Origin of the sequence: Mesorhizobium album (assembly GCF_033977205.1) — a bacterium.
Classification (GTDB): Bacteria; Pseudomonadota; Alphaproteobacteria; order Rhizobiales; family Rhizobiaceae; genus Mesorhizobium; species Mesorhizobium album.
Map to the genome: position 1 here is coordinate 18156 of NZ_JAVIIW010000023.1, position 16750 is coordinate 34905.

Consider the following 16750-nt stretch of genomic DNA (forward strand, 5'->3'; position numbering starts at 1 on the left):
CGGATTGGCGACAAGCGATGCAAAGGTTCTCGATCACCCTGATAAGCGCGTTGCTCGGTATTTCGCTCGTCACCGGCCCGGTTGAGGCCGGCGGGGCAAAGGTTGCGACGACCCGCGCCGAGCGCTGCGCCAATCTCAGCCGCCAAGTTGACGAAGCCCTCGAAACCCATGCTGCGGCAACGCAGGTCACCGCGGCGAAAGCACTGCAAAGAAAGGGAAACCGGTTCTGCGCCAACAAGAAGGAGGCGCAGGGAATCCGGACGCTCGCAAAAGCCCTGAAGCTGCTTGGCGTGACACCGATCGATCCCGATGCAGTGACACCCAAAACCGACCTGCACAGCAAGGAGAAAAAACCATGAAAAAGTCCCTCCTCTCCGCCCTCGGCCTCGCCGTTGCTCTCGCCTTCTCCATGCCGGTCCTCGGCAACGCAGCCGCCACGACAACCGCCGCTCCGGCTGCCACCGCTCCGGCGAAGGCTGCTCCGAAAAAGGTTGCCAAGAAGAAGGTTTGCAAGCCGACCAAGAAGCACAAGTGCCCGGTGAAGCACCACAAGAAGCACACTGCGAAGGCGGCTGCGTCCAAAACAGCGGCACCCGCAACGGCGGCGCCCAAAACATCCTATTGAGCTGCGCCGTGTTGTGAAAAGGCCGTTCCATCTGCACTCACCTGGGACGGCCTTTTTTCTGTCGTGACTGAGGCAGCTGGCCCAGTGGTCCGGTAGCCTCTCTCGAGCATGGTCGGTCCAGCGATCCTGGCGCTCGGCCAGACGCTTGCATGTCGCCCAAAGTGAGCAGCGGTTTTTGGGGGAGCGACATGCATAAAGACAAAGACCTAAAGCGAAACGCCTCAATCCGTTTCGTCGCGATGCGCTTTCGGTACGCGGGCCTACATCCGGCTTCGTCCTTATGGATGTCTACGAGTATGTTAGAACGAGCGTATATTTCTCTCAGCCGGTGCCCTCTTAGCGAAAGTCCCCCGTACTAAGTCCCCGCCGGTCAGGCCCGGTGGCTCTTGCCCCACACGCCACAAAACCGAACAAGGCTACCGGGCCGCTCCCGTGTCAAGCGGTTCACCGTTTCACGGAAACGCGGAACCGCTCGTACGGCGACGGTTTTCGCGCGTTGACCTGCCGCAGATCAAGGTCGCCGGATCGCTGGCCCCCTCAGTTGCTGCCAGTTGCGACATGCCAATCCAGCGCCACGTGCTATGGAGAATTTCAGCACGAAACGGAGTCGGACATCGTGGCCCTGACCAATCGAGACATCGTCGAGTTGACGGCGTGGCGCCGCAAGCTGCACCGGCAGCCGGAAATCTCCAACGAAGAGGAGAAGACGGCCAAAGAGGTCGTAGCCTTCCTCGCCGATACCGGGCCGGACAAGGTGCTGACCGAATTGGGCGGACATGGCGTGGCGGCGGTCTATGACAGCGGGCAAGCCGGGCCGACGGTGCTGTTTCGCTCGGAACTCGACGCGCTGCCGATCGAGGAGCTTTCGGGCGTCGCCCATGCCTCGCTGGTGCCGGGCAAGTCGCATATGTGCGGCCATGATGGACATACCGCGATCCTGGCGGCGCTCGGCCGCCAGTTCGGGCGCCAGCGGCCGGCGCGCGGCCGCGTGGTTTTGATGTTCCAGCCAGCAGAGGAAACCGGCAATGGCGCGGCCGGCGTCGTCGCCGAGCCGCGCTTTGGCGAGATCGCGCCGGACTTCGCCTTCTCGCTGCACAATCTGCCGGGCGTGCCGTTCGGCGAGGTGCGGCTCAAGGCCGGCGTGGTCAACTGCGCCTCGCGCGGCATGCGCATCGTGTTGGAAGGCAAGACCGCGCATTCCTCAACGCCCGAGACCGGCACCTCGCCGATGCCGGCGGTGAGCCGGCTGATGCCGCTTCTTCCGGCGCTCGGGCGCGGCACCTTCGCCGACGACGATTTCGGCATGGTTACCGTTACCCACTGCTCGATGGGCGAAGCCGTGTTCGGCATCGCGCCCGGCCATGCGGAGGTATGGGCGACGCTGCGCACCCGGCGCGACGAGCGCATGGCGGAGCTTGTCGCCGCCGCGGAGGCGCTGGCCGCCAAGATCGCCGCCGAGCATGGCCTTGCCGTGCGCTTCGACTATCGCGAGATTTTCGTCGCCAGCGTCAATGCGCCGGACGCGGTGGAGCATCTCAACCGCGCTCTCGACGAGGAAGGTGTATCGCGCGGCGAGGAAGCCCTGCCGATGCGCGCCTCGGAAGACTTCGGCATCTTCGGCCACAATGCCAAATCGGCGATGTTCTTCCTCGGCGCGGGCGAGCGGCACCCAGCGCTCCACAATCCCGACTACGACTTCCCGGACGACCTGATCCCGATCGGCTCCAAAATCTTCATGCGCACGGCGCGCAACCTGCTGGGCTGAGCGCCTCTTCAAGTCCCAATGTCGACGACACGGTTCACGAGAGGGGATCGATCACCGGCAAAGCGTGCGCCGTGGAAAGCCCCGCACCGCCCCGCCGATCACATCTTTGTGTCGACGTAACGGATCGCAATGCCCTGCGAAAACTCAAGTGGGGCGACTGTGCCCTTACAAAATGGGAGTATTCCGCATGCATCCGATCAAGCTTGTCGTCATTGCCGGCGCCGCCGCCCTTTTCGCCTCGCAGGCATTTGCCGAGGACACGATGGGCACGATGACCATGATGAAGGGCGGCCAAGTGACGGCGATCATGCCCGACGGGCATATGGGCACCATGATGCCCGATGCCAAAACCAGCGCCGAGATGATGAAAACGGCCAAGCCCCTCAAGCATTGCATGATGATGATGACCGATGCCAAGGGCAAAACCTATATGATCGATACGTCGACCAAGAAGGCCCAGGCCGAATGTGAAAAAATGGCGATGTGAGACATCCGGGTACTTCGCCAATTCACGCTAGTCCCGCCGGCGGTCGCTGGCGGGATTTCAAACCCGCCGATCCCGATCCCGATGGCTTGATCCGCCCTCGTCATCGACCGCCGCGTGCTGCCGGATTGACCCTCATGGCTTGATCAGCCCCGCCAGTATGCTACGGGCCATCAATCACCACGAAGGCAGGCATGGCCGGCATATCGCGCAAACACCCGATGCTGCGGCGCTCGCAGGCGATGTGGTTTTCGCGGCACCGTCGAGGCAGCGCCGACTGCGACCGGCGCCGCGGGATGATCATGGTCTATCCGACAAACGCGTATCGCAATGCCGCCTAGCGCCGGCTCAGGTTCGCTGCACGATTTCTTCGCGCGGGACGCCTCGGCGGTCGCACGCGAGATGATCGGCGCGCGGCTCGGCCTCGCAGGCGCCGGCGGCATCATCGTCGAGACCGAGGCTTATCGCCCCGACGATCCCGCCTCGCACAGCTATCGCGGCCGCACGCCGCGCAACGCGCCGATGTACGGCCCGCCGGGCACCGCCTATGTCTACCGCTCCTATGGCCTGCACTGGTGCCTGAACGCGGTCTGCCTGCCAGGCAGCGCGGTGCTGATCCGGGCGATCCAGCCGCAATCCGGCATCGCCGCCATGCGGGCCAACCGGGCAATCGATGACGACAGGCTGCTCTGCTCGGGCCCGGGGCTGCTTTGCCAGGCACTCGGCATCGACGGCTCGCACAACGGGCACTCGCTGACCGCGCCACCCTTCGAATTTGCCCGTTCCGAAACCGATCCGGCCGCGATCCTCACCGGACGCAGGATCGGCCTCACCAAAGGCGTGGAGGCCCAGTGGCGGTTCGGCTTCGGCGGGTCGCCCTATCTCAGCCGCAGGTTCTGATTTTATGCTGGCGACCATGGGCGCCTGAAGCCGGCCGCTCGACCTTCCAGTCGAGGCGATCGTCGAAGAGCCTGGCTGAACAGCCTGCGGAGTGCTGGCTCTCTCAGCCGCTGAGCAAGGTGCGCAAGCCGTGCTTCGAGATGGCACATTTAGACATCGATGTTGCGCCGTTATTGACAGACCAGCGGCAAGAAATTCCGGCGGAAGCGAAAATTAAACCGGGCCGAAGCCTTGTTTAACCGGCAAATCGGGTCTAGATATAAAATTCGTCGATTTGGCCGATTTGGCTTTAGCGGTGTCAGAGACCCGCCATTTTACTCCGAATTTTCGATGAGAGCGTGTTGCCGGGCCGGCACAACCGCTCGCACGTCTCGACCTCGGAACAATCGCTGCTGACCACGGATGTACTGGCAGCAGATATGTCGCTCCGAAGGTCGGGGCGGAACAATTTGGCGCACTTTCCGGCTTTCGGGAGGATCATGCGCACGAATACCCGCACCCGCACAAAGCTGGCCCGCAACGCCAGAGACGCCGCTATTTCGGGCGCTGCTACCTCGGCAAAACGCCTCGTCGATTGCGACCGGCCGAGCGAAATTGGCTCAAGGCTGATTGACCGATCGATCCGCCTTCTCGAAGGCCCAGTGGAACAGGAGGAGCAAACAATCATGATCTCGATACGCTCTGAGAGGCTCAACAGCCGCCCGACCCGCCGCGAGGCCGCAACCCATCGCTATGCCTTGGGACAAAGTGTGCGGCTGAAGCGCAGCTTCAACACGGTTCAGGAATCCCGCGAAATCTATCAGATCACCGCAAGGCTGCCGCCTCGGGGCGATTCCCTCCAGTATCGCATCCGAAGCGAGGCCGAGCGCCACGAGCGCATGGCGACAGAGGACAGCCTCGAACCCGTGCGCGCATCGCGGGACGATGAAGATGCAGCTCTTCTCGAAAGGACATTCGGCAATGGCCAAGGGACAAAAGCATAACAATCGCGAGATCCGAAAGCCGAAACAGGCCAAGGCGGCTCCGAAGGCCGACAGCCCGCTTGGCAACGCGATCAAGCTTCCTGCCAACGCCAACCGCCCGCGCGGCAAGGGCCAGAACTGAGGAGCCGCAGGCGGTGAAGATCGTGATCGAGTTCTACCGCACCCGCGCGGGGCCGATCGCCGAAGCCGACGGGGAGTGACCATGCCGCTCGAATTTCCCAATCCATGCCGAAGTTTCGACGAAGCGCGCAATGCGGTCCGTTTCATCGGCCACGACGGCATGTTCGAGGTGCCGTTCTTCATCGAGGCCGACGCATTGGCCGCAACCAGCCGCAAGGGGCTGGAAACGGCGGAAGCCGAGTGCCTGGCGGCCTTCGACGCGGCACGGCACTCCGTCCACGCCAGTGCACGAAAGCTCTACTCGGCCGGGAGGCGGACCACCTACACCATAACCGCCGCCGACATGCGGGGACGATGAACTCACACATCTGCAACATGGGGGTTGGGCGGATGCCGCCCACCCGGTCGCATTTGTTGGAACTGACGGGGCCGGATGGGCCAGCCCCGTATAACAGCCGTAGCCTGGGGCTGACGGCAGCTGAGGAGATGAATTGCGAGTTGACGTGCGGAACAATGACGTCGATCAGGCCCTCCGGGCGCTGAAAAGGAAACTGCAGCGCGAGGGTCTTCTTCGCGAATTGAAGCGGCGCCGGGCATATGAGAAACCCTCGGAACGACGTATCCGGGAAAGGGACGATGCCATCCGAAGGGCGCATAAGCTCGCGCGCAAGCGGGCGCAACGTGAAGGACTGCTCCCTGCTCCGAAGAAAAGGCTCCCGCCCGCCGCCCGCCATGGACGGAACGGTCCTGCCCGATCCGGCTGAATCTTCCGCTCTATGGATTAGTTACCGCTAATATGATTAACTCAAATCAGAGGGTTTTCTGTAGAGCAGCCAAAGAGCCGTACTGATATGACGCGCGACCGGATGATCTCTCACCTGCTCGCGGCCGATGCAGTTGCACGCGACGCGGTAGCGCATGGCCATCATCCGTTCGGGGCGGTGCTGGTCGGCCCAGACGACGCGATCCTCATGCGCCAAGGCAATATCGACACCGTGCATCACGCCGAAATCGAACTTGCGCGGCGCGCGGTGGCAGCCTATTCGCCGGAGTTTCTCTGGACCTGCACGCTGGTCTCAACCGGTGAGCCCTGCGCGATGTGCACCGGAACGCTCTATTGGGCCAATATCGGCCGGCTGGTCTACGGCTTCGAGGAGACCAAGCTTCTCGCGCTGACTGGCGATCATCCCGAAAACCCGACGATGAGCCTGTCCTCTCGCGTTGTGCTCGGCTCCGGGCAGAAGAAGATCGAGGTTCACGGCCCCTTCCCCGAAATTGAGGACGAGCTCCTCTCCGCGCACCGTGACTTCTGGCGGCGGTAGCTTTGCGGCCAAGGCGGCGGGTAGCCCAATGCGTGCCCATCCTGATAGGGCCGACCGTCGCATCGATGGAAATGGGTGATCATCGCTTCTTCCAATTTCCCTCAAAGTGAAGCGCTAATCCCCAGCCTCCGAGGCCCGTTCTCTGCCGGCGGCGATCTTGCGGAAGTTTCTGCTTTCGACATCGATAATGGCTCCGCAGCCCAGGCATTCCACCTGCGTATGCGCGCGCAGCCAGCGGACGCTCTTGCGCGTCTCATAGGCGCAGTCCGGGCAAACGACGCCTATTTCGTCGTCTTCGAGCGATCTGTCGGTTTCCACGGATTTGTTCGCTTAGATCAACCGATGACGCGCCGCCGTCTCGCGGTCGCGTCGTCGCATTCCACTTGTGTCGTTGTCGATCCAGCGCCGCGCTTCGGTTCGCGGTTCTGTTCCGACGGCGCCGCCCTCACTTTTCCATTGAGCGAGGGCGGCCTGATGCGAGTCCAGGCGTTTCACGTATGCGCTCAGGATCGCGCGCAAATGCGTTTGCGATTCGCCATCGTGACGTTCGACAAGAAAGCGTTCGGCAGCCGTTCGACGGCGGCTGCCATGGATCAAAGCCGGGCGAACTTCGGCTAGAATTTTCTCGATCGCCGTCGTCTGCTCGGATGTCAGGGAGGTGGAAGACACAGCGCCCTCCTTCTTGTTGGGGCCAGTGCACTCTGGCCGCCCTCGGTCGGCATCGCCCGTTGCAGAAGCTGCCGCCGAACGACGATACGCTTGTTGCGGATGAATGGCGATGATCAATCGGGAAATAGTTGGCGGCGCGCCATGCACGTCCAGCCGTCTCCTTGCCCGAAGAAGCGTTCTGTGTTTTCTCCCCCGCGCATTAGGAAAGGCTTGTGGATGAGATTCGCAATGGTCGTGGCGTTGAGCGCGGCGCTGGCTGGATGTGTCACGTCTCCGGTCGACTACGAAGCGAGGCTTTCGCAGCAGGACCCGAAATGGGCGTCGCCTGAATGCCAGCAGGCCCGCAACGCGGCCTCGGACTACGACGCCCGCGAAAAGGAGCACCCCGGCTGGGGTTTTGGCGTCCTGCTCGGCCCGTACAGCATGGGGCTCGTAGCGTCCATCAAGGAGCACGAGCAGCAGCAGCGCAAGCTGTTCGCCCGCCAGGTGCACTTGCAGTGCTCGAGCCTGCCGCTGCCAAAGGAGCTGGAGGGCGCCCCCGAGCCTGTCAAGCAGACGAAATATCCATAGGCATCGCAACCCTCCTCCGTGGACGACGTGCTATCGTGTGGCCGTAGGCTCGTCGGCTGCGCGTGAATAGATGAGGATTGCGACGCCGGTATCGGTCGCAGCCTGGTCCGCCAGTTTCAGCCTTGCCAAAGCCGGCGCGGCATCGAAGAAGCGGAGGCCTTTGCCCAGGACCAACGGGTGGATCATCAGCACCAGCTCATCGATCAGCCGTCCCTGCATCAGCGAGCCGACCAGCCGGCCGCTGCCGAAAATGATCACCGGCCTGTCGTGAGTTGCCTTGAGCTCGAGGACCGTTTGCCGCGCCTCGCCGGCGAGCAGCATCGAGTTCTCCCAGCGCGGTTCGTAGCCGGGGTCGTAGGAAGCGACGAACTTACGCACGCCGGTGAGTGCCTGCGTCATCGCGCTGGACGGCTGCCTGACGACCCAGCCTTCATAGAGGTCCTCATAGGTCGTCCTGCCGGCAAGCAGCGACCATCCGGCCGTCATGTACCGGCCGATGATGTCCTTCATCTTCGGGTCGTTGCCGAGAATCGACCAGCCGCCATGCTCGAAGCCATTCCTGGTGTCCTCGTCGGGGCGTGCGGGCGCCTGATAAACACCGTCGAGGGCAGATGCTCGATGGCGACAATCTGCGCCAATCCTGTCAGCCTTCCTTCCACGCGGCAAGCAGCGGACCCTCGCTGCCATAGACCGGGTCCTTCTCCGGCCGGCCGACCTTGGGGATGGTGAGCAATGCTTCTTCGTGCTGCTCCGGGCGCGTGCACAGATCATAGGTGCCGAAGGGCGGATAGGCGCCGACGACCAGGAGATCGGCTGACGAGGACAGGCGGTGGTGGCCGGTGCCGGCTGGCAGGATCGCCACGTCGCCGGCCTTGACGGTGAGCACCTTGCCATTGTCGCCGCCGAAGCGCACCTCGGCCGTGCCGCGCGCGATGCCGAGCACTTCGTGGATGCGCGAATGGTAGTGGACGTAATCGTAGATGCCGTTGCGCCAGCCGTCGCCCCAGCCATTCGTGCTGAAGAGATCCTCGAAGACGGCCGCCGGATTGATATCGTCCGGCAGCGTCACGGCCCCGGGATAGATAATCATCGGCCAGCGCGGATGGTTGGGCACCAGGCCGTCATCCGCGAAGCGGAAGGTGAGCGGCTCCTGCCGCTCGACAAGTTCCGCAAGTTTCGCCGCTCCTGGCATGCCGTGACCCTTCCGCCGTTTTGCAACCGGTGCTTTCGGAAGTATCGATAAGGCACGGTCGCTCAATTGCCGACTGTTCTCAACCAGCGGCGGCGCGCTTTGTTCCCGGGCCCGTTACGCGCGCCTTGCGGCGGAGCAAGAGCGCGATGGCCAAAGCCGGAACTGCCGCCGCGGCGGCGGCGAGGAAGACGAAGCGCAGCCCGGCCGACGCGGCGATCAGGCCGAGCGCCGGGCTGCCGAAGCCGAGCGCCACATCGAGGAAGACGGTATAGAGCCCCATCGCAAGGCCGCGGCTGCTTGCGGGAAGATGCGCGACCGCCTCGACGCCGAGACCGGGATAGACCAGCGAGTAGCCGAGCCCCGTCAGGCCGGCTCCGATGGCCGCGACGAGCGGCCCGGGCGCCAGCCAGATCGACAGAAGGCCCGCCGCCTCGACCGCCACGAAGATCGCGGCCACGCGGGCGCCGCCGAGCCTGTCCGGCAGGTGGCCGAAGCACAGCCTTGCCGCGATCAGCGATGCCGCATAGGCGGTGAAGGGGAGCCAGACCGGGTGCCAGCCGCGTTCGGCAAAGAGCAGTGCTGCGAAGGACAGGATCGCGCCATAGCCGAGGCTGCTGAGAGCCGCTCCGACGCCCGGAAGCCAGACCGCTTGCGCCACGCGTGCCCATGACTGCCGCGCGGCGGAACCGGCAGCCCTGACGCCGCGCATCGGCAGAATGGCGAGCAGCGTCGCAATGGGCAGGACCATGGTGGCGAGAGCGATCGCGGCGAAGCCGCCGGCTTCGTAAAGCGCTGACCCGATCGGCGCGCCGAGCGCCAGCGCCGCGAACATCGCCATGCCGATCCAGGCGATGACCTTTCCGGAGTTCCGTCCACCGGAAAGGGCGAGGCCCCAGGCCACGCCGCCGGTGATGATGAAACTCTCGGCTGCGCCCAACACGGCCCTGCCGACGAAGAGCGCAGTCGCAGAGACAGTCGGCCGATCGAGCAAGGCGAGCGATCCAAGATAGACGAGCCCCGCCAGCACGGCGGCGACAAGGCCGACGATGACGGCCCGCTTGCCGCCGCGCCCATCGGCATAGTTTCCGGCGCCGATGCGCGAGAGCAGCGAGGCGACGAACTGGCTGCCCGTCACCAGCCCGACCGCGAAGGGGCCGAAACCGAGCCTGTCATGCAGATGCAGCGGCAGGACGGGCAGCGCCAGGCCGATGAGCAGGAAGGCGGCGAACACCGCCGCCATGATCGGCGCCAACGCCGCCGTCGTCCCGCTTCGATCGGGCGCAGTGTCCGTCGCGGCCATCATCAACACCTTAGACCTCAAGCATGACCTTGATGGCGCGGCGTTCGTCCATGGCGCGGTAGCCTTCCGCCACTTCGGCCAACGGCAGTTGCAGGTCGAAGACCTTGCCGGGCTTGATCCTGCCCTTCAGCACGCGCTCCATCAGGTCGGGCAGGAAGCGGCGCACTGGCGCCGGGCCGCCCAGCATGCGCTTCTGGCCGAAGAACAGGCGCTGGCCGTCGAAGCTCACGCCATGCGGCACGCCGACATAGCCGATGGTGCCGCCGGGCCGCGAGCAGGCCAGCGCCTGGTCGAAGGATTCGGCCGTGCCGACGCATTCCAGCACCGAATCCGCGCCGACGCCCTTGGTGAGCTCCTTGATGCGGGCAATGCCTTCTTCGCCGCGCTCGGCGACGATGTCGGTGGCGCCGAACTCGCGGGCGAGTTTCTGGCGGCTCTCGTGCCGGCTCATGGCGATGATGCGCTCGGCACCCATCTCCTTGGCCGCGAGCACGCCCATCAATCCGACCGCGCCGTCGCCGACGACCACCACCGTCGATCCTTCGCGGACCTCGGCCGCGTCGGCGGCATACCAGCCGGTGCCGAGCACGTCCGAGACGGCCAGAAGGTCAGGCACCAGGTCTGCCGGCGGAACCTCGGAGGTGGCCACCAGCGTGCCATCGGCCAGCGGCACGCGAGCGTAAGGCGCCTGCGCGCCCGACATGAACTCGCGCTGCACGCAGGAGGACTGGAAGCCGAAGCGGCAATGCGGGCAGGTGTTGTCGGAGATGCAGAAAGAGCCGACGACGAACTGGCCGGGGCGTACGTTACGCACCTCTGCGCCCACCTCGACGACGACACCGCAATATTCGTGGCCCATGTGCATCGGACCCTCGACCGGCTGCAGCCCGCGATAGGGCCACAAATCCGAGCCGCAGATGCAGCTCGCCGACAGCTTGATGATGGCGTCGGTCGGGCGGAGGATCTTCGGGTCTTCGATTTCCTCGCAGCGGATATCGCCGGGCTTGTGAAGGACGGTTGCGAGCATTTTATGTCCTTTCGTTCGATCTGGATCAGGCGCCGTAATCGGCGTCGCTGACATGTTCCAGCCAGTCCACGACCTTGCCATCCTTGACCTCCTGGATGGCAATGTGGGTCATGGCAGTTGCGGGCGACGCACCGTGCCAATGCTTCTCGCCGGGCGCGAACCAGACGACGTCGCCCGGCCTGATCTCCGCGACCGGCCGGCCCTCGCGCTGGACGCGGCCGAGGCCGGAGACGACGATCAGCGTCTGGCCGAGCGGGTGCGTGTGCCAGGCGGTGCGGGCGCCCGGCTCGAAGGTGACCTGCGCGCCCTGCACCCGCGCGGCGTCGAAGGGGTTGAAGAGCGGGTCGATGCGGACGGTCCCGGTGAACCAGTCAGCCGGACCTTTGCCGGACGGCCTCGTGCCTGCGCGAAGAATGTCCATGGTGATCTCCTGTCAGATGCGTTCGATGCGAAGTGGGAACTTGCCGCGCTGCCGAGGGCGTCTTGCCCCCTTATCGAGGCGGCCGAGCCTGACCGGGGCGCGGGCTGGCCGCCTCGACTTGTCGGAAAGATATTGCAACGGGCCTCGTTCGAATAGACGAGATAATCCGCATGGACTTATCGGTCTGTGATATAAATCCGGATCAGGAGGCGCCCCAATGCAGCGCGACGACATGAAGGATCTGCTGTGGTTCCTGGCGGTCGCCCGAGAGCGCAGCTTCACCAAGGCGGCGGCGGAGCTCGGCACCTCGCAGTCGACGCTCAGCCACACCATCAAGGAGCTCGAAGCCCGGCTCGGCGTGCGGCTCCTGACCCGCACGACGCGCAGCGTGGCGCCGACGGAAGCTGGCGAGCGGCTCTACCAGTCGCTTGCGCCGCGCTTCGAGGAGATCGAAGCCGACCTTGCAAGCCTGGTCGCCTTTCGCGACAAGCCGTCGGGAACGGTGCGCATCACACTCTCCGACCACGCGCTGCAATCGACAGTCTGGCCGAAGCTTGAGCCGGTGCTTCGCGACTATCCGGATGTACGCCTCGAGCTCTACAGCGATAACGGCATGCGCAACATCGTGGAGGAGCGCTTCGACGCCGGCGTGCGGCTGGGCGAGAGCGTCGATCGCGACATGATCGCTGTGCGGATCGGCCCGGACTGGCGGCTCGTGGCCGTCGCCTCGCCCGACTATTTTTCCCGTCGCCCCGCGCCGAGGACGCCGCAGGATCTGGTCGGGCATAACTGCATCAACCTGCGCCAGACCACGTTCGGCGGGCTTTATGCCTGGGAATTCGCCAAGAGCGGCCGCGATTTGCGCGTGCGGGTGGACGGCCAGCTCACCTTCAATTCGACCATTCCGATGATCGACGCCGCGCTGGCTGGCTCAGGTATCGCCTATGTGCCTGAAAACCTCGTCCGCCGCCACATCGCCGAGGGACGGCTGACGCTTGTGCTCGGCGACTGGAGCCCGCCCTTCGCCGGCTACCACCTCTACTATCCGAGCCGGCGGCAGCTCTCCCCGGCCATGGCAGTGATCGTCGAGGCGCTGCGGCATCGGAGCTGAGGCCGCAATCGGAACAACGGCCGTTGGGTCATCGCAACAAGGCCGCGCCTCGGGCCTGAAAACAGCGTGGACGATCTCGCTCCGATGCGGTCGAGCGGACTAAGCTGGCCGAATGGATGAAGACCGGCGCGAGAAGCCGGTCTTACCTGTCGCGACGAGCGGACGTGATGCTGACCTCCGCTCTTGGATTGCCTCAGCAATCAATCAGCAATCAAGCGGCCTTGAGTTCGTTCAACGCCTTCTCGAAGGCATCCTTGATCGGCTTGGACGCGTCCTCGGTGGCTTTCAACATCATGGCCCGCAGGGTCTTGGCCTGCTCGATGGAATTTTCCATCTGCTTGTTCACGAAAGCGGCCTGCAGCTCGAAGAACTCGGACGGCGACTTCACGGCAACCAGCGCTTCGAGGTGCGTGAAACCCGCTTCGGCACTGGCTCGCAGAGCGGCAATCGTCTTCAGCGACAGTTCGTTGCGGGTGGTCTTGGCTATTTCGAAGCTCGACTCAACGGCTTTTTGAGTGGTTTCGGCGTCCGCTTGCAATTTGGAAAATGCTTCCTTCGCCTGCTCAGCGCCCTGTTCGGCGACGGCGCGAACCTGCTCGGTAGCCTGGGACGGGTCGAAGGTAGCGGATTCCACGTTTTCGATCGTTTCGGTCTTGCCGGGGATCTTGGCCATTTTTCCATCCTTTTCCAGAGAGTGCATCAAAACAGAGCCCCCTCCTCCATGTACGAAACCGTCGCAACGGATTTGTGAAGCCGACATGAATTTGCGCAACTGCCGGTCGCGCAGCACGTCTGAGCTTCACAAGTCGCACCCAATGGTCGGTTGCCGGTCGGTGCCGGACGGGTTAGGACTGTAACCAAACCGGCACAAATCAGTCACATGAGCGAAGTCGAGCTGAAATTCATCCTCGACGACTCGTCACCCAGCGAGTTCTGGGCGCGCGTCAAGGCGTCGAAACTGGCCAAAGGCGGCCCAACGACGAAAACGCTGAGAAGCATCTATCTGGACACTCCCGAACACGCGCTGAAAAAGGCAGGGATAGCGTTGAGACTGAGGCGCGACGGGCGGCGCTGGGTCCAGACCGTCAAGACCAGGGCAGAACTGCATGGTGGCCTTTCGCAGGTCGGTGAGGTGGAGAACCCGGCACCGGGGGGCCGGGCTTGCCCCGAAGCGATTCCCGATGCCTCGGTACGGGACGAGGTCCTTCAATGCGTCAACGGCGCTCCGCTTCAGCCCGTCTGTGAGACGGTGATGAAGCGTTCCGCCAGCGAACTGTCCCTCGAGGACGGCACCCGCGCGGAGCTGGCCGTCGATGTCGGCCAGATTCTGGCCGGGGGACGCTCGGCCGATCTGCGCGAAGTGGAGATCGAGCTCCTTGAAGGCAGTCCGGCAGGATTGTTCGAGATCGCGCATGTGCTGTTTTCCGATGGCGGGCTGAGGTTCTCGCGACTTTCCAAGGCGGCGCGCGGCTATCTTCTTGCGGAAGAGGGACGGATCGACCCGCCCCTGGCGCCTCGAAATGCCGAGGATATTGCGATCGATACCGATGAGATCGCCGAGCATGCGGCGCGCGACATTCTGCGCGAGTGCCTGGATCAGATCGCCACGAATGTCGTGGTGGTCCGAAAGCTGGATGATTCCGAGGGGCCGCATCAGTTGCGGATTGGCCTGCGCCGCCTACGCAGCGTGTTCTCCGTCTACGCTCCGGTGCTGGAGAGCCCGGAAATGGGACGGCTCAACGACGAAGCACGCTGGCTTGGCCAGGAGGTCGGCAAGCTCAGGGATCTCGATGTGGTGGCGAACGACATCGTGCAGAGGGAGGCCGGAACCCATCCGGACGAGCCCGGTCTTGCCGCGCTTTCCAACTCGCTCTCGCAGCAGGCAAAGGAAGTGCGCCGGCACCTTCGCGAGCTGCTTGTCGGGACGCGTGTGCAGGCGTTCCTCATCGATCTGACGCAGTTCGTGGAGACACGCGGCTGGCTCGTTCCACAGGATTTCGGCCAGACTGAACGGCTTGCGGAGCCGGTCGCCAAGTTGGCCGGCCAAGCGCTCGGTAAGCGGTGGAAGCGGGTCCGCAAGCGCGCACGCGGGATTGAGACGCTTGACACAGAGCAGCGCCACAAATTGCGCAAGCAGCTCAAAAAACTGCGCTATGCGGCCGAATTCTTCTCTTCGCTCTACCCGACAAAGCGGGTCGATCCGTTCCTGAAGCGGCTGAAGAAGCTTCAGACGGTCCTTGGCGACTTGAACGACGCCGCGACAGTCAAAGCGATGCTGGCAGGACCGGATGCCGGCGCCGGCGATGCGGCCGCGCAGCGCGCCATCGGCTGGGTGATCGGAGCGAGCCAGGCGCGCGCGGAACATGGCTGGACCGGCGCAAAGGCCCGTCAGCGAAAACTCGAAGAGGCCCACCCGTTCTGGAAGTGAGGGGAAGAGTGTGGTCCGGCCGTATATGATAGTGCACTGTGACCCTCGCCATCACGCGATCGGCGGTCAGGCTGATGTCAGGGACAAAAGCTAGTTCTTGGCCGGCATCCGGAGTGCTTCCGTGCGACTGCTCATTATCGAAGACCACCCGGCGATGCGTGACATTATCGCCGGCTATTTCAGGGAACGCGGCTTTGCCGCTGACGCCTTTGCACGTGGTGAGGATGCGCTGGCTGCAACGGCAACGACGGCCTATGACGCGGTGGTCCTCGATCTCGGTCTGCCAGACATGGACGGAATGGATGTCCTACGCCGGCTGCGGGCCGAAACAGCGAACCGCCCGCCAGCCTTGATCGTAACCGCGCGCGACCGGATCGAGGACCGCATCGGCGGTCTTAATGGCGGCGCGGATGATTACATCGTAAAGCCGTTCAACCTGGCGGAACTCGAAGCGCGCATCCGCGCGGTGCTGCGGCGACCGGGCGTGCGCCGCGAGGCGGCCTATCGATATGGCGATGTCAGTTTTGATCCCGCCTCGCGCACCGCTCAGGTAGCCGACAAGCCCCTGGAGCTCTCACGCCGTGAGGCCTCCGTTCTTGAAGAACTGATCCGCGCCCGCGGTCGCATCGTCGTCAAGGACATGCTGGAAGATCGTCTTTACGGCTTCGAGCAGCAGGTGAGCGGCAATGCGCTCGAAGCTGCCATCTCCCGATTGCGGCGCAAGCTTGCCGACGCCGGATCGGTTGTCGGCGTCGACGTCAACCGCGGGGTCGGTTATCGGCTCAAAATCGGAGGTCCTGCATGAAGCTGTCACGCGAGAGTCTGCGCGGGCGGCTGGTCCTGTCCATGCTCATTGTCTTCGGGCTCGGTCTTGCCACATCGCGGATGCTGCGCCACGAGGGTCCGATCCGGGAACCCTACCAGGATATTCTGGTCCTCATTTCCTCCACCCTGTGCGCTGCGGCCCTGAGCTGGATCATCATTGCCTGGAGCCTGCGCCATCTCGCGTCGGCATCGCGTGAGGCGGCGATTGTCGGCCCGGCCAACCCCAGTGTGCGCATCTCGATGAAGCGTTTGCCGGAGGAGATCAGGCCGCTGGTCGTGGCGGTGAACGGCGCGCTCGACCGCCTGTCGGAAGCCTATGAAATGGAGCGGCGCTTTGTCGCCGATGCTGCACACGAATTGCGCACGCCGCTTGCCGTCTTGAGCCTGCGTCTACAGCGCGCCAAACTCGACCAGAATCCTGATTGGCCTGCGATCGACAGCGACGTCTCAAGCCTTCACAGGCTCGTGGAGCAATTGCTCGACCTCGCGCGCAAGGATCAGGCGCAGCTTGCTTTGCCTGATCTTTCTGTTGTCAACCTGTCGCGTATTGCGCGCGAGGCAGCGGCCTCCGTTATCCCGCTTGCTGAAGAAAGACACCGGGAGATCGAGGTCGACCTGCCGAATTCGCTCCCCGTGCAAGGCCGCGCCGACGATCTGCGCGACATGGTCAGAAACCTGCTCGATAATGCCCTTTTACATGGAAGCGGCAAGGTCAGGCTGATCAGCGAACTGGCCAACGAGCCGGGCGGGCCGGAGATCTGGATTACGGTGAGCGACGAAGGCAAAGGCGTGCCGGAGCATCTTCGCGACGAAGTCTTCGAACGCTTTCGAAAAGCCGACACGGAATCGCCTGGACACGGGTTGGGCCTCGCGATCGTTCGGGAAGTGGCTCGCACGCATGGAGGCTCTGTCGGCTTCCTTCCCGGATCGCCGGCGCGAATCCGCGTCAAATTGCCGGTCGTAAAAGTCGAAGACAGATCGCGAGTCTGAAGTAGCGGAAAGATTTGG

At 63.9% G+C, this 16750-nt stretch carries 23 protein-coding genes; 17 read left to right on the plus strand and 6 right to left on the minus strand.

Annotation, left to right across the window (positions count from 1 at the left end):
* The first annotated feature begins 17 nt into the window (after positions 1-17).
* From RFN28_RS19590 to RFN28_RS19650, 13 genes are all read left to right on the plus strand, one after another.
* Positions 18-359 carry a hypothetical protein gene (locus tag RFN28_RS19590; RefSeq protein WP_320288966.1) on the plus strand — a complete coding sequence of 114 codons (342 nt, stop codon included), beginning with the start codon at positions 18-20 and terminating at the stop codon, positions 357-359.
* A complete protein-coding gene (locus RFN28_RS19595) occupies positions 356-625 on the plus strand; it encodes a hypothetical protein (protein WP_320288967.1) in 270 nt (89 codons plus the stop codon). Before RFN28_RS19590 ends, RFN28_RS19595 begins: the two co-directional genes overlap by 4 nt.
* 616 nt (positions 626-1241) lie before the next feature.
* Positions 1242-2390, plus strand: coding sequence for an amidohydrolase (locus tag RFN28_RS19600; protein ID WP_320288968.1), 1149 nt, complete (start codon positions 1242-1244; stop codon positions 2388-2390).
* Positions 2391-2577: 187 nt separating this feature from the next.
* Positions 2578-2877 carry a hypothetical protein gene (locus RFN28_RS19605; protein ID WP_320288969.1) on the plus strand — a complete coding sequence of 100 codons (300 nt, stop codon included), beginning with the start codon at positions 2578-2580 and terminating at the stop codon, positions 2875-2877.
* 191 nt (positions 2878-3068) lie between these two features.
* Positions 3069-3215: a hypothetical protein gene (locus RFN28_RS19610; protein ID WP_320288970.1), complete on the plus strand. Its 147-nt coding sequence runs from the start codon at positions 3069-3071 to the stop codon at positions 3213-3215.
* Positions 3205-3774 (plus strand): DNA-3-methyladenine glycosylase, encoded by a 570-nt coding sequence (locus RFN28_RS19615; RefSeq protein WP_320288971.1) that lies wholly within the window; start codon positions 3205-3207, stop codon positions 3772-3774. Before RFN28_RS19610 ends, RFN28_RS19615 begins: the two co-directional genes overlap by 11 nt.
* Positions 3775-4115: 341 nt before the next feature.
* Positions 4116-4757 carry a hypothetical protein gene (locus RFN28_RS34890; protein WP_430678425.1) on the plus strand — a complete coding sequence of 214 codons (642 nt, stop codon included), beginning with the start codon at positions 4116-4118 and terminating at the stop codon, positions 4755-4757.
* A complete protein-coding gene (locus RFN28_RS19625) occupies positions 4735-4878 on the plus strand; it encodes a hypothetical protein (RefSeq protein WP_320288972.1) in 144 nt (47 codons plus the stop codon). Before RFN28_RS34890 ends, RFN28_RS19625 begins: the two co-directional genes overlap by 23 nt.
* 81 nt (positions 4879-4959) lie before the next feature.
* Positions 4960-5235, plus strand: a complete 276-nt coding sequence (locus RFN28_RS19630; protein ID WP_320288973.1) for a DUF1488 family protein — start codon at positions 4960-4962, stop codon at positions 5233-5235.
* Positions 5236-5368: 133 nt separating this feature from the next.
* Positions 5369-5641 (plus strand): 30S ribosomal protein S21, encoded by a 273-nt coding sequence (rpsU, locus tag RFN28_RS19635; protein ID WP_320288974.1) that lies wholly within the window; start codon positions 5369-5371, stop codon positions 5639-5641.
* An 87-nt stretch (positions 5642-5728) separates the two neighbouring features.
* On the plus strand, positions 5729-6199 hold the full coding sequence (locus RFN28_RS19640) for a nucleoside deaminase (protein WP_320288975.1): 471 nt from the start codon (positions 5729-5731) through the stop codon (positions 6197-6199).
* A 75-nt stretch (positions 6200-6274) separates the two neighbouring features.
* On the plus strand, positions 6275-6817 hold the full coding sequence (locus RFN28_RS19645) for a hypothetical protein (protein ID WP_320288976.1): 543 nt from the start codon (positions 6275-6277) through the stop codon (positions 6815-6817).
* A gap of 267 nt (positions 6818-7084) precedes the next feature.
* Entirely contained in the window at positions 7085-7438 is a 354-nt protein-coding gene (locus tag RFN28_RS19650; RefSeq protein ID WP_320288977.1) for a hypothetical protein, read from the plus strand.
* Between the two features lie 30 nt (positions 7439-7468).
* On the opposite strand, the gene RFN28_RS19655 is transcribed toward RFN28_RS19650, so the two are convergent.
* The 5 genes from RFN28_RS19655 to RFN28_RS19675 form a co-directional block, all read right to left on the minus strand.
* Positions 7469-7948 (minus strand): dihydrofolate reductase family protein, encoded by a 480-nt coding sequence (locus tag RFN28_RS19655; protein ID WP_320288978.1) that lies wholly within the window; start codon positions 7946-7948, stop codon positions 7469-7471.
* A gap of 133 nt (positions 7949-8081) precedes the next feature.
* On the minus strand, positions 8082-8630 hold the full coding sequence (locus RFN28_RS19660) for a cupin (protein ID WP_320288979.1): 549 nt from the start codon (positions 8628-8630) through the stop codon (positions 8082-8084).
* Positions 8631-8709: 79 nt separating this feature from the next.
* Positions 8710-9930: an arabinose transporter gene (locus RFN28_RS19665; RefSeq protein WP_320288980.1), complete on the minus strand. Its 1221-nt coding sequence runs from the start codon at positions 9928-9930 to the stop codon at positions 8710-8712.
* A gap of 10 nt (positions 9931-9940) precedes the next feature.
* Positions 9941-10957, minus strand: a complete 1017-nt coding sequence (locus RFN28_RS19670) for a zinc-dependent alcohol dehydrogenase family protein (protein WP_320288981.1) — start codon at positions 10955-10957, stop codon at positions 9941-9943.
* Between the two features lie 25 nt (positions 10958-10982).
* Positions 10983-11378, minus strand: a complete 396-nt coding sequence (locus RFN28_RS19675; RefSeq protein WP_320288982.1) for a (R)-mandelonitrile lyase — start codon at positions 11376-11378, stop codon at positions 10983-10985.
* Between the two features lie 217 nt (positions 11379-11595).
* Between RFN28_RS19675 and RFN28_RS19680 the strand changes: the two genes are divergently transcribed.
* Complete coding sequence (locus RFN28_RS19680) at positions 11596-12489, plus strand: LysR family transcriptional regulator (RefSeq protein ID WP_320288983.1); 894 nt, start codon at positions 11596-11598, stop codon at positions 12487-12489.
* A 211-nt stretch (positions 12490-12700) separates the two neighbouring features.
* Here the strand turns inward: RFN28_RS19680 and RFN28_RS19685 are convergent, their stop codons facing one another.
* A complete protein-coding gene (locus RFN28_RS19685) occupies positions 12701-13162 on the minus strand; it encodes a phasin (protein WP_320288984.1) in 462 nt (153 codons plus the stop codon).
* A gap of 207 nt (positions 13163-13369) precedes the next feature.
* Here RFN28_RS19685 and RFN28_RS19690 point away from each other — a divergent pair, with 207 nt between their 5' ends.
* From RFN28_RS19690 to RFN28_RS19700, 3 genes are all read left to right on the plus strand, one after another.
* A complete protein-coding gene (locus tag RFN28_RS19690) occupies positions 13370-14917 on the plus strand; it encodes a CYTH and CHAD domain-containing protein (RefSeq protein ID WP_320288985.1) in 1548 nt (515 codons plus the stop codon).
* A gap of 121 nt (positions 14918-15038) precedes the next feature.
* Positions 15039-15722, plus strand: a complete 684-nt coding sequence (locus RFN28_RS19695) for a response regulator transcription factor (protein WP_320288986.1) — start codon at positions 15039-15041, stop codon at positions 15720-15722.
* A complete protein-coding gene (locus RFN28_RS19700) occupies positions 15719-16732 on the plus strand; it encodes a sensor histidine kinase (RefSeq protein ID WP_320288987.1) in 1014 nt (337 codons plus the stop codon). Before RFN28_RS19695 ends, RFN28_RS19700 begins: the two co-directional genes overlap by 4 nt.
* Positions 16733-16750: the final 18 nt, after the last annotated feature.

Bases quoted from the DNA above. Each gene is read 5' to 3' on its own strand.
- RFN28_RS19590 (WP_320288966.1), top strand. From the start codon at position 18: ATGCAAAGGTTCTCGATCACCCTGATAAGCGCGTTGCTCGGTATTTCG.
- RFN28_RS19595 (WP_320288967.1), top strand. From the start codon at position 356: ATGAAAAAGTCCCTCCTCTCCGCCCTCGGCCTCGCCGTTGCTCTCGCC.
- RFN28_RS19605 (WP_320288969.1), top strand. From the start codon at position 2,578: ATGCATCCGATCAAGCTTGTCGTCATTGCCGGCGCCGCCGCCCTTTTC.
- RFN28_RS19610 (WP_320288970.1), top strand. From the start codon at position 3,069: ATGGCCGGCATATCGCGCAAACACCCGATGCTGCGGCGCTCGCAGGCG.
- RFN28_RS19615 (WP_320288971.1), top strand. From the start codon at position 3,205: ATGCCGCCTAGCGCCGGCTCAGGTTCGCTGCACGATTTCTTCGCGCGG.
- RFN28_RS19625 (WP_320288972.1), top strand. From the start codon at position 4,735: ATGGCCAAGGGACAAAAGCATAACAATCGCGAGATCCGAAAGCCGAAA.
- RFN28_RS19630 (WP_320288973.1), top strand. From the start codon at position 4,960: ATGCCGCTCGAATTTCCCAATCCATGCCGAAGTTTCGACGAAGCGCGC.
- RFN28_RS19640 (WP_320288975.1), top strand. From the start codon at position 5,729: ATGACGCGCGACCGGATGATCTCTCACCTGCTCGCGGCCGATGCAGTT.
- RFN28_RS19650 (WP_320288977.1), top strand. From the start codon at position 7,085: ATGAGATTCGCAATGGTCGTGGCGTTGAGCGCGGCGCTGGCTGGATGT.
- RFN28_RS19655 (WP_320288978.1), bottom strand. From the start codon at position 7,948: ATGAAGGACATCATCGGCCGGTACATGACGGCCGGATGGTCGCTGCTT.
- RFN28_RS19660 (WP_320288979.1), bottom strand. From the start codon at position 8,630: ATGCCAGGAGCGGCGAAACTTGCGGAACTTGTCGAGCGGCAGGAGCCG.
- RFN28_RS19665 (WP_320288980.1), bottom strand. From the start codon at position 9,930: ATGGCCGCGACGGACACTGCGCCCGATCGAAGCGGGACGACGGCGGCG.
- RFN28_RS19670 (WP_320288981.1), bottom strand. From the start codon at position 10,957: ATGCTCGCAACCGTCCTTCACAAGCCCGGCGATATCCGCTGCGAGGAA.
- RFN28_RS19675 (WP_320288982.1), bottom strand. From the start codon at position 11,378: ATGGACATTCTTCGCGCAGGCACGAGGCCGTCCGGCAAAGGTCCGGCT.
- RFN28_RS19680 (WP_320288983.1), top strand. From the start codon at position 11,596: ATGCAGCGCGACGACATGAAGGATCTGCTGTGGTTCCTGGCGGTCGCC.
- RFN28_RS19685 (WP_320288984.1), bottom strand. From the start codon at position 13,162: ATGGCCAAGATCCCCGGCAAGACCGAAACGATCGAAAACGTGGAATCC.
- RFN28_RS19690 (WP_320288985.1), top strand. From the start codon at position 13,370: ATGAGCGAAGTCGAGCTGAAATTCATCCTCGACGACTCGTCACCCAGC.
- RFN28_RS19700 (WP_320288987.1), top strand. From the start codon at position 15,719: ATGAAGCTGTCACGCGAGAGTCTGCGCGGGCGGCTGGTCCTGTCCATG.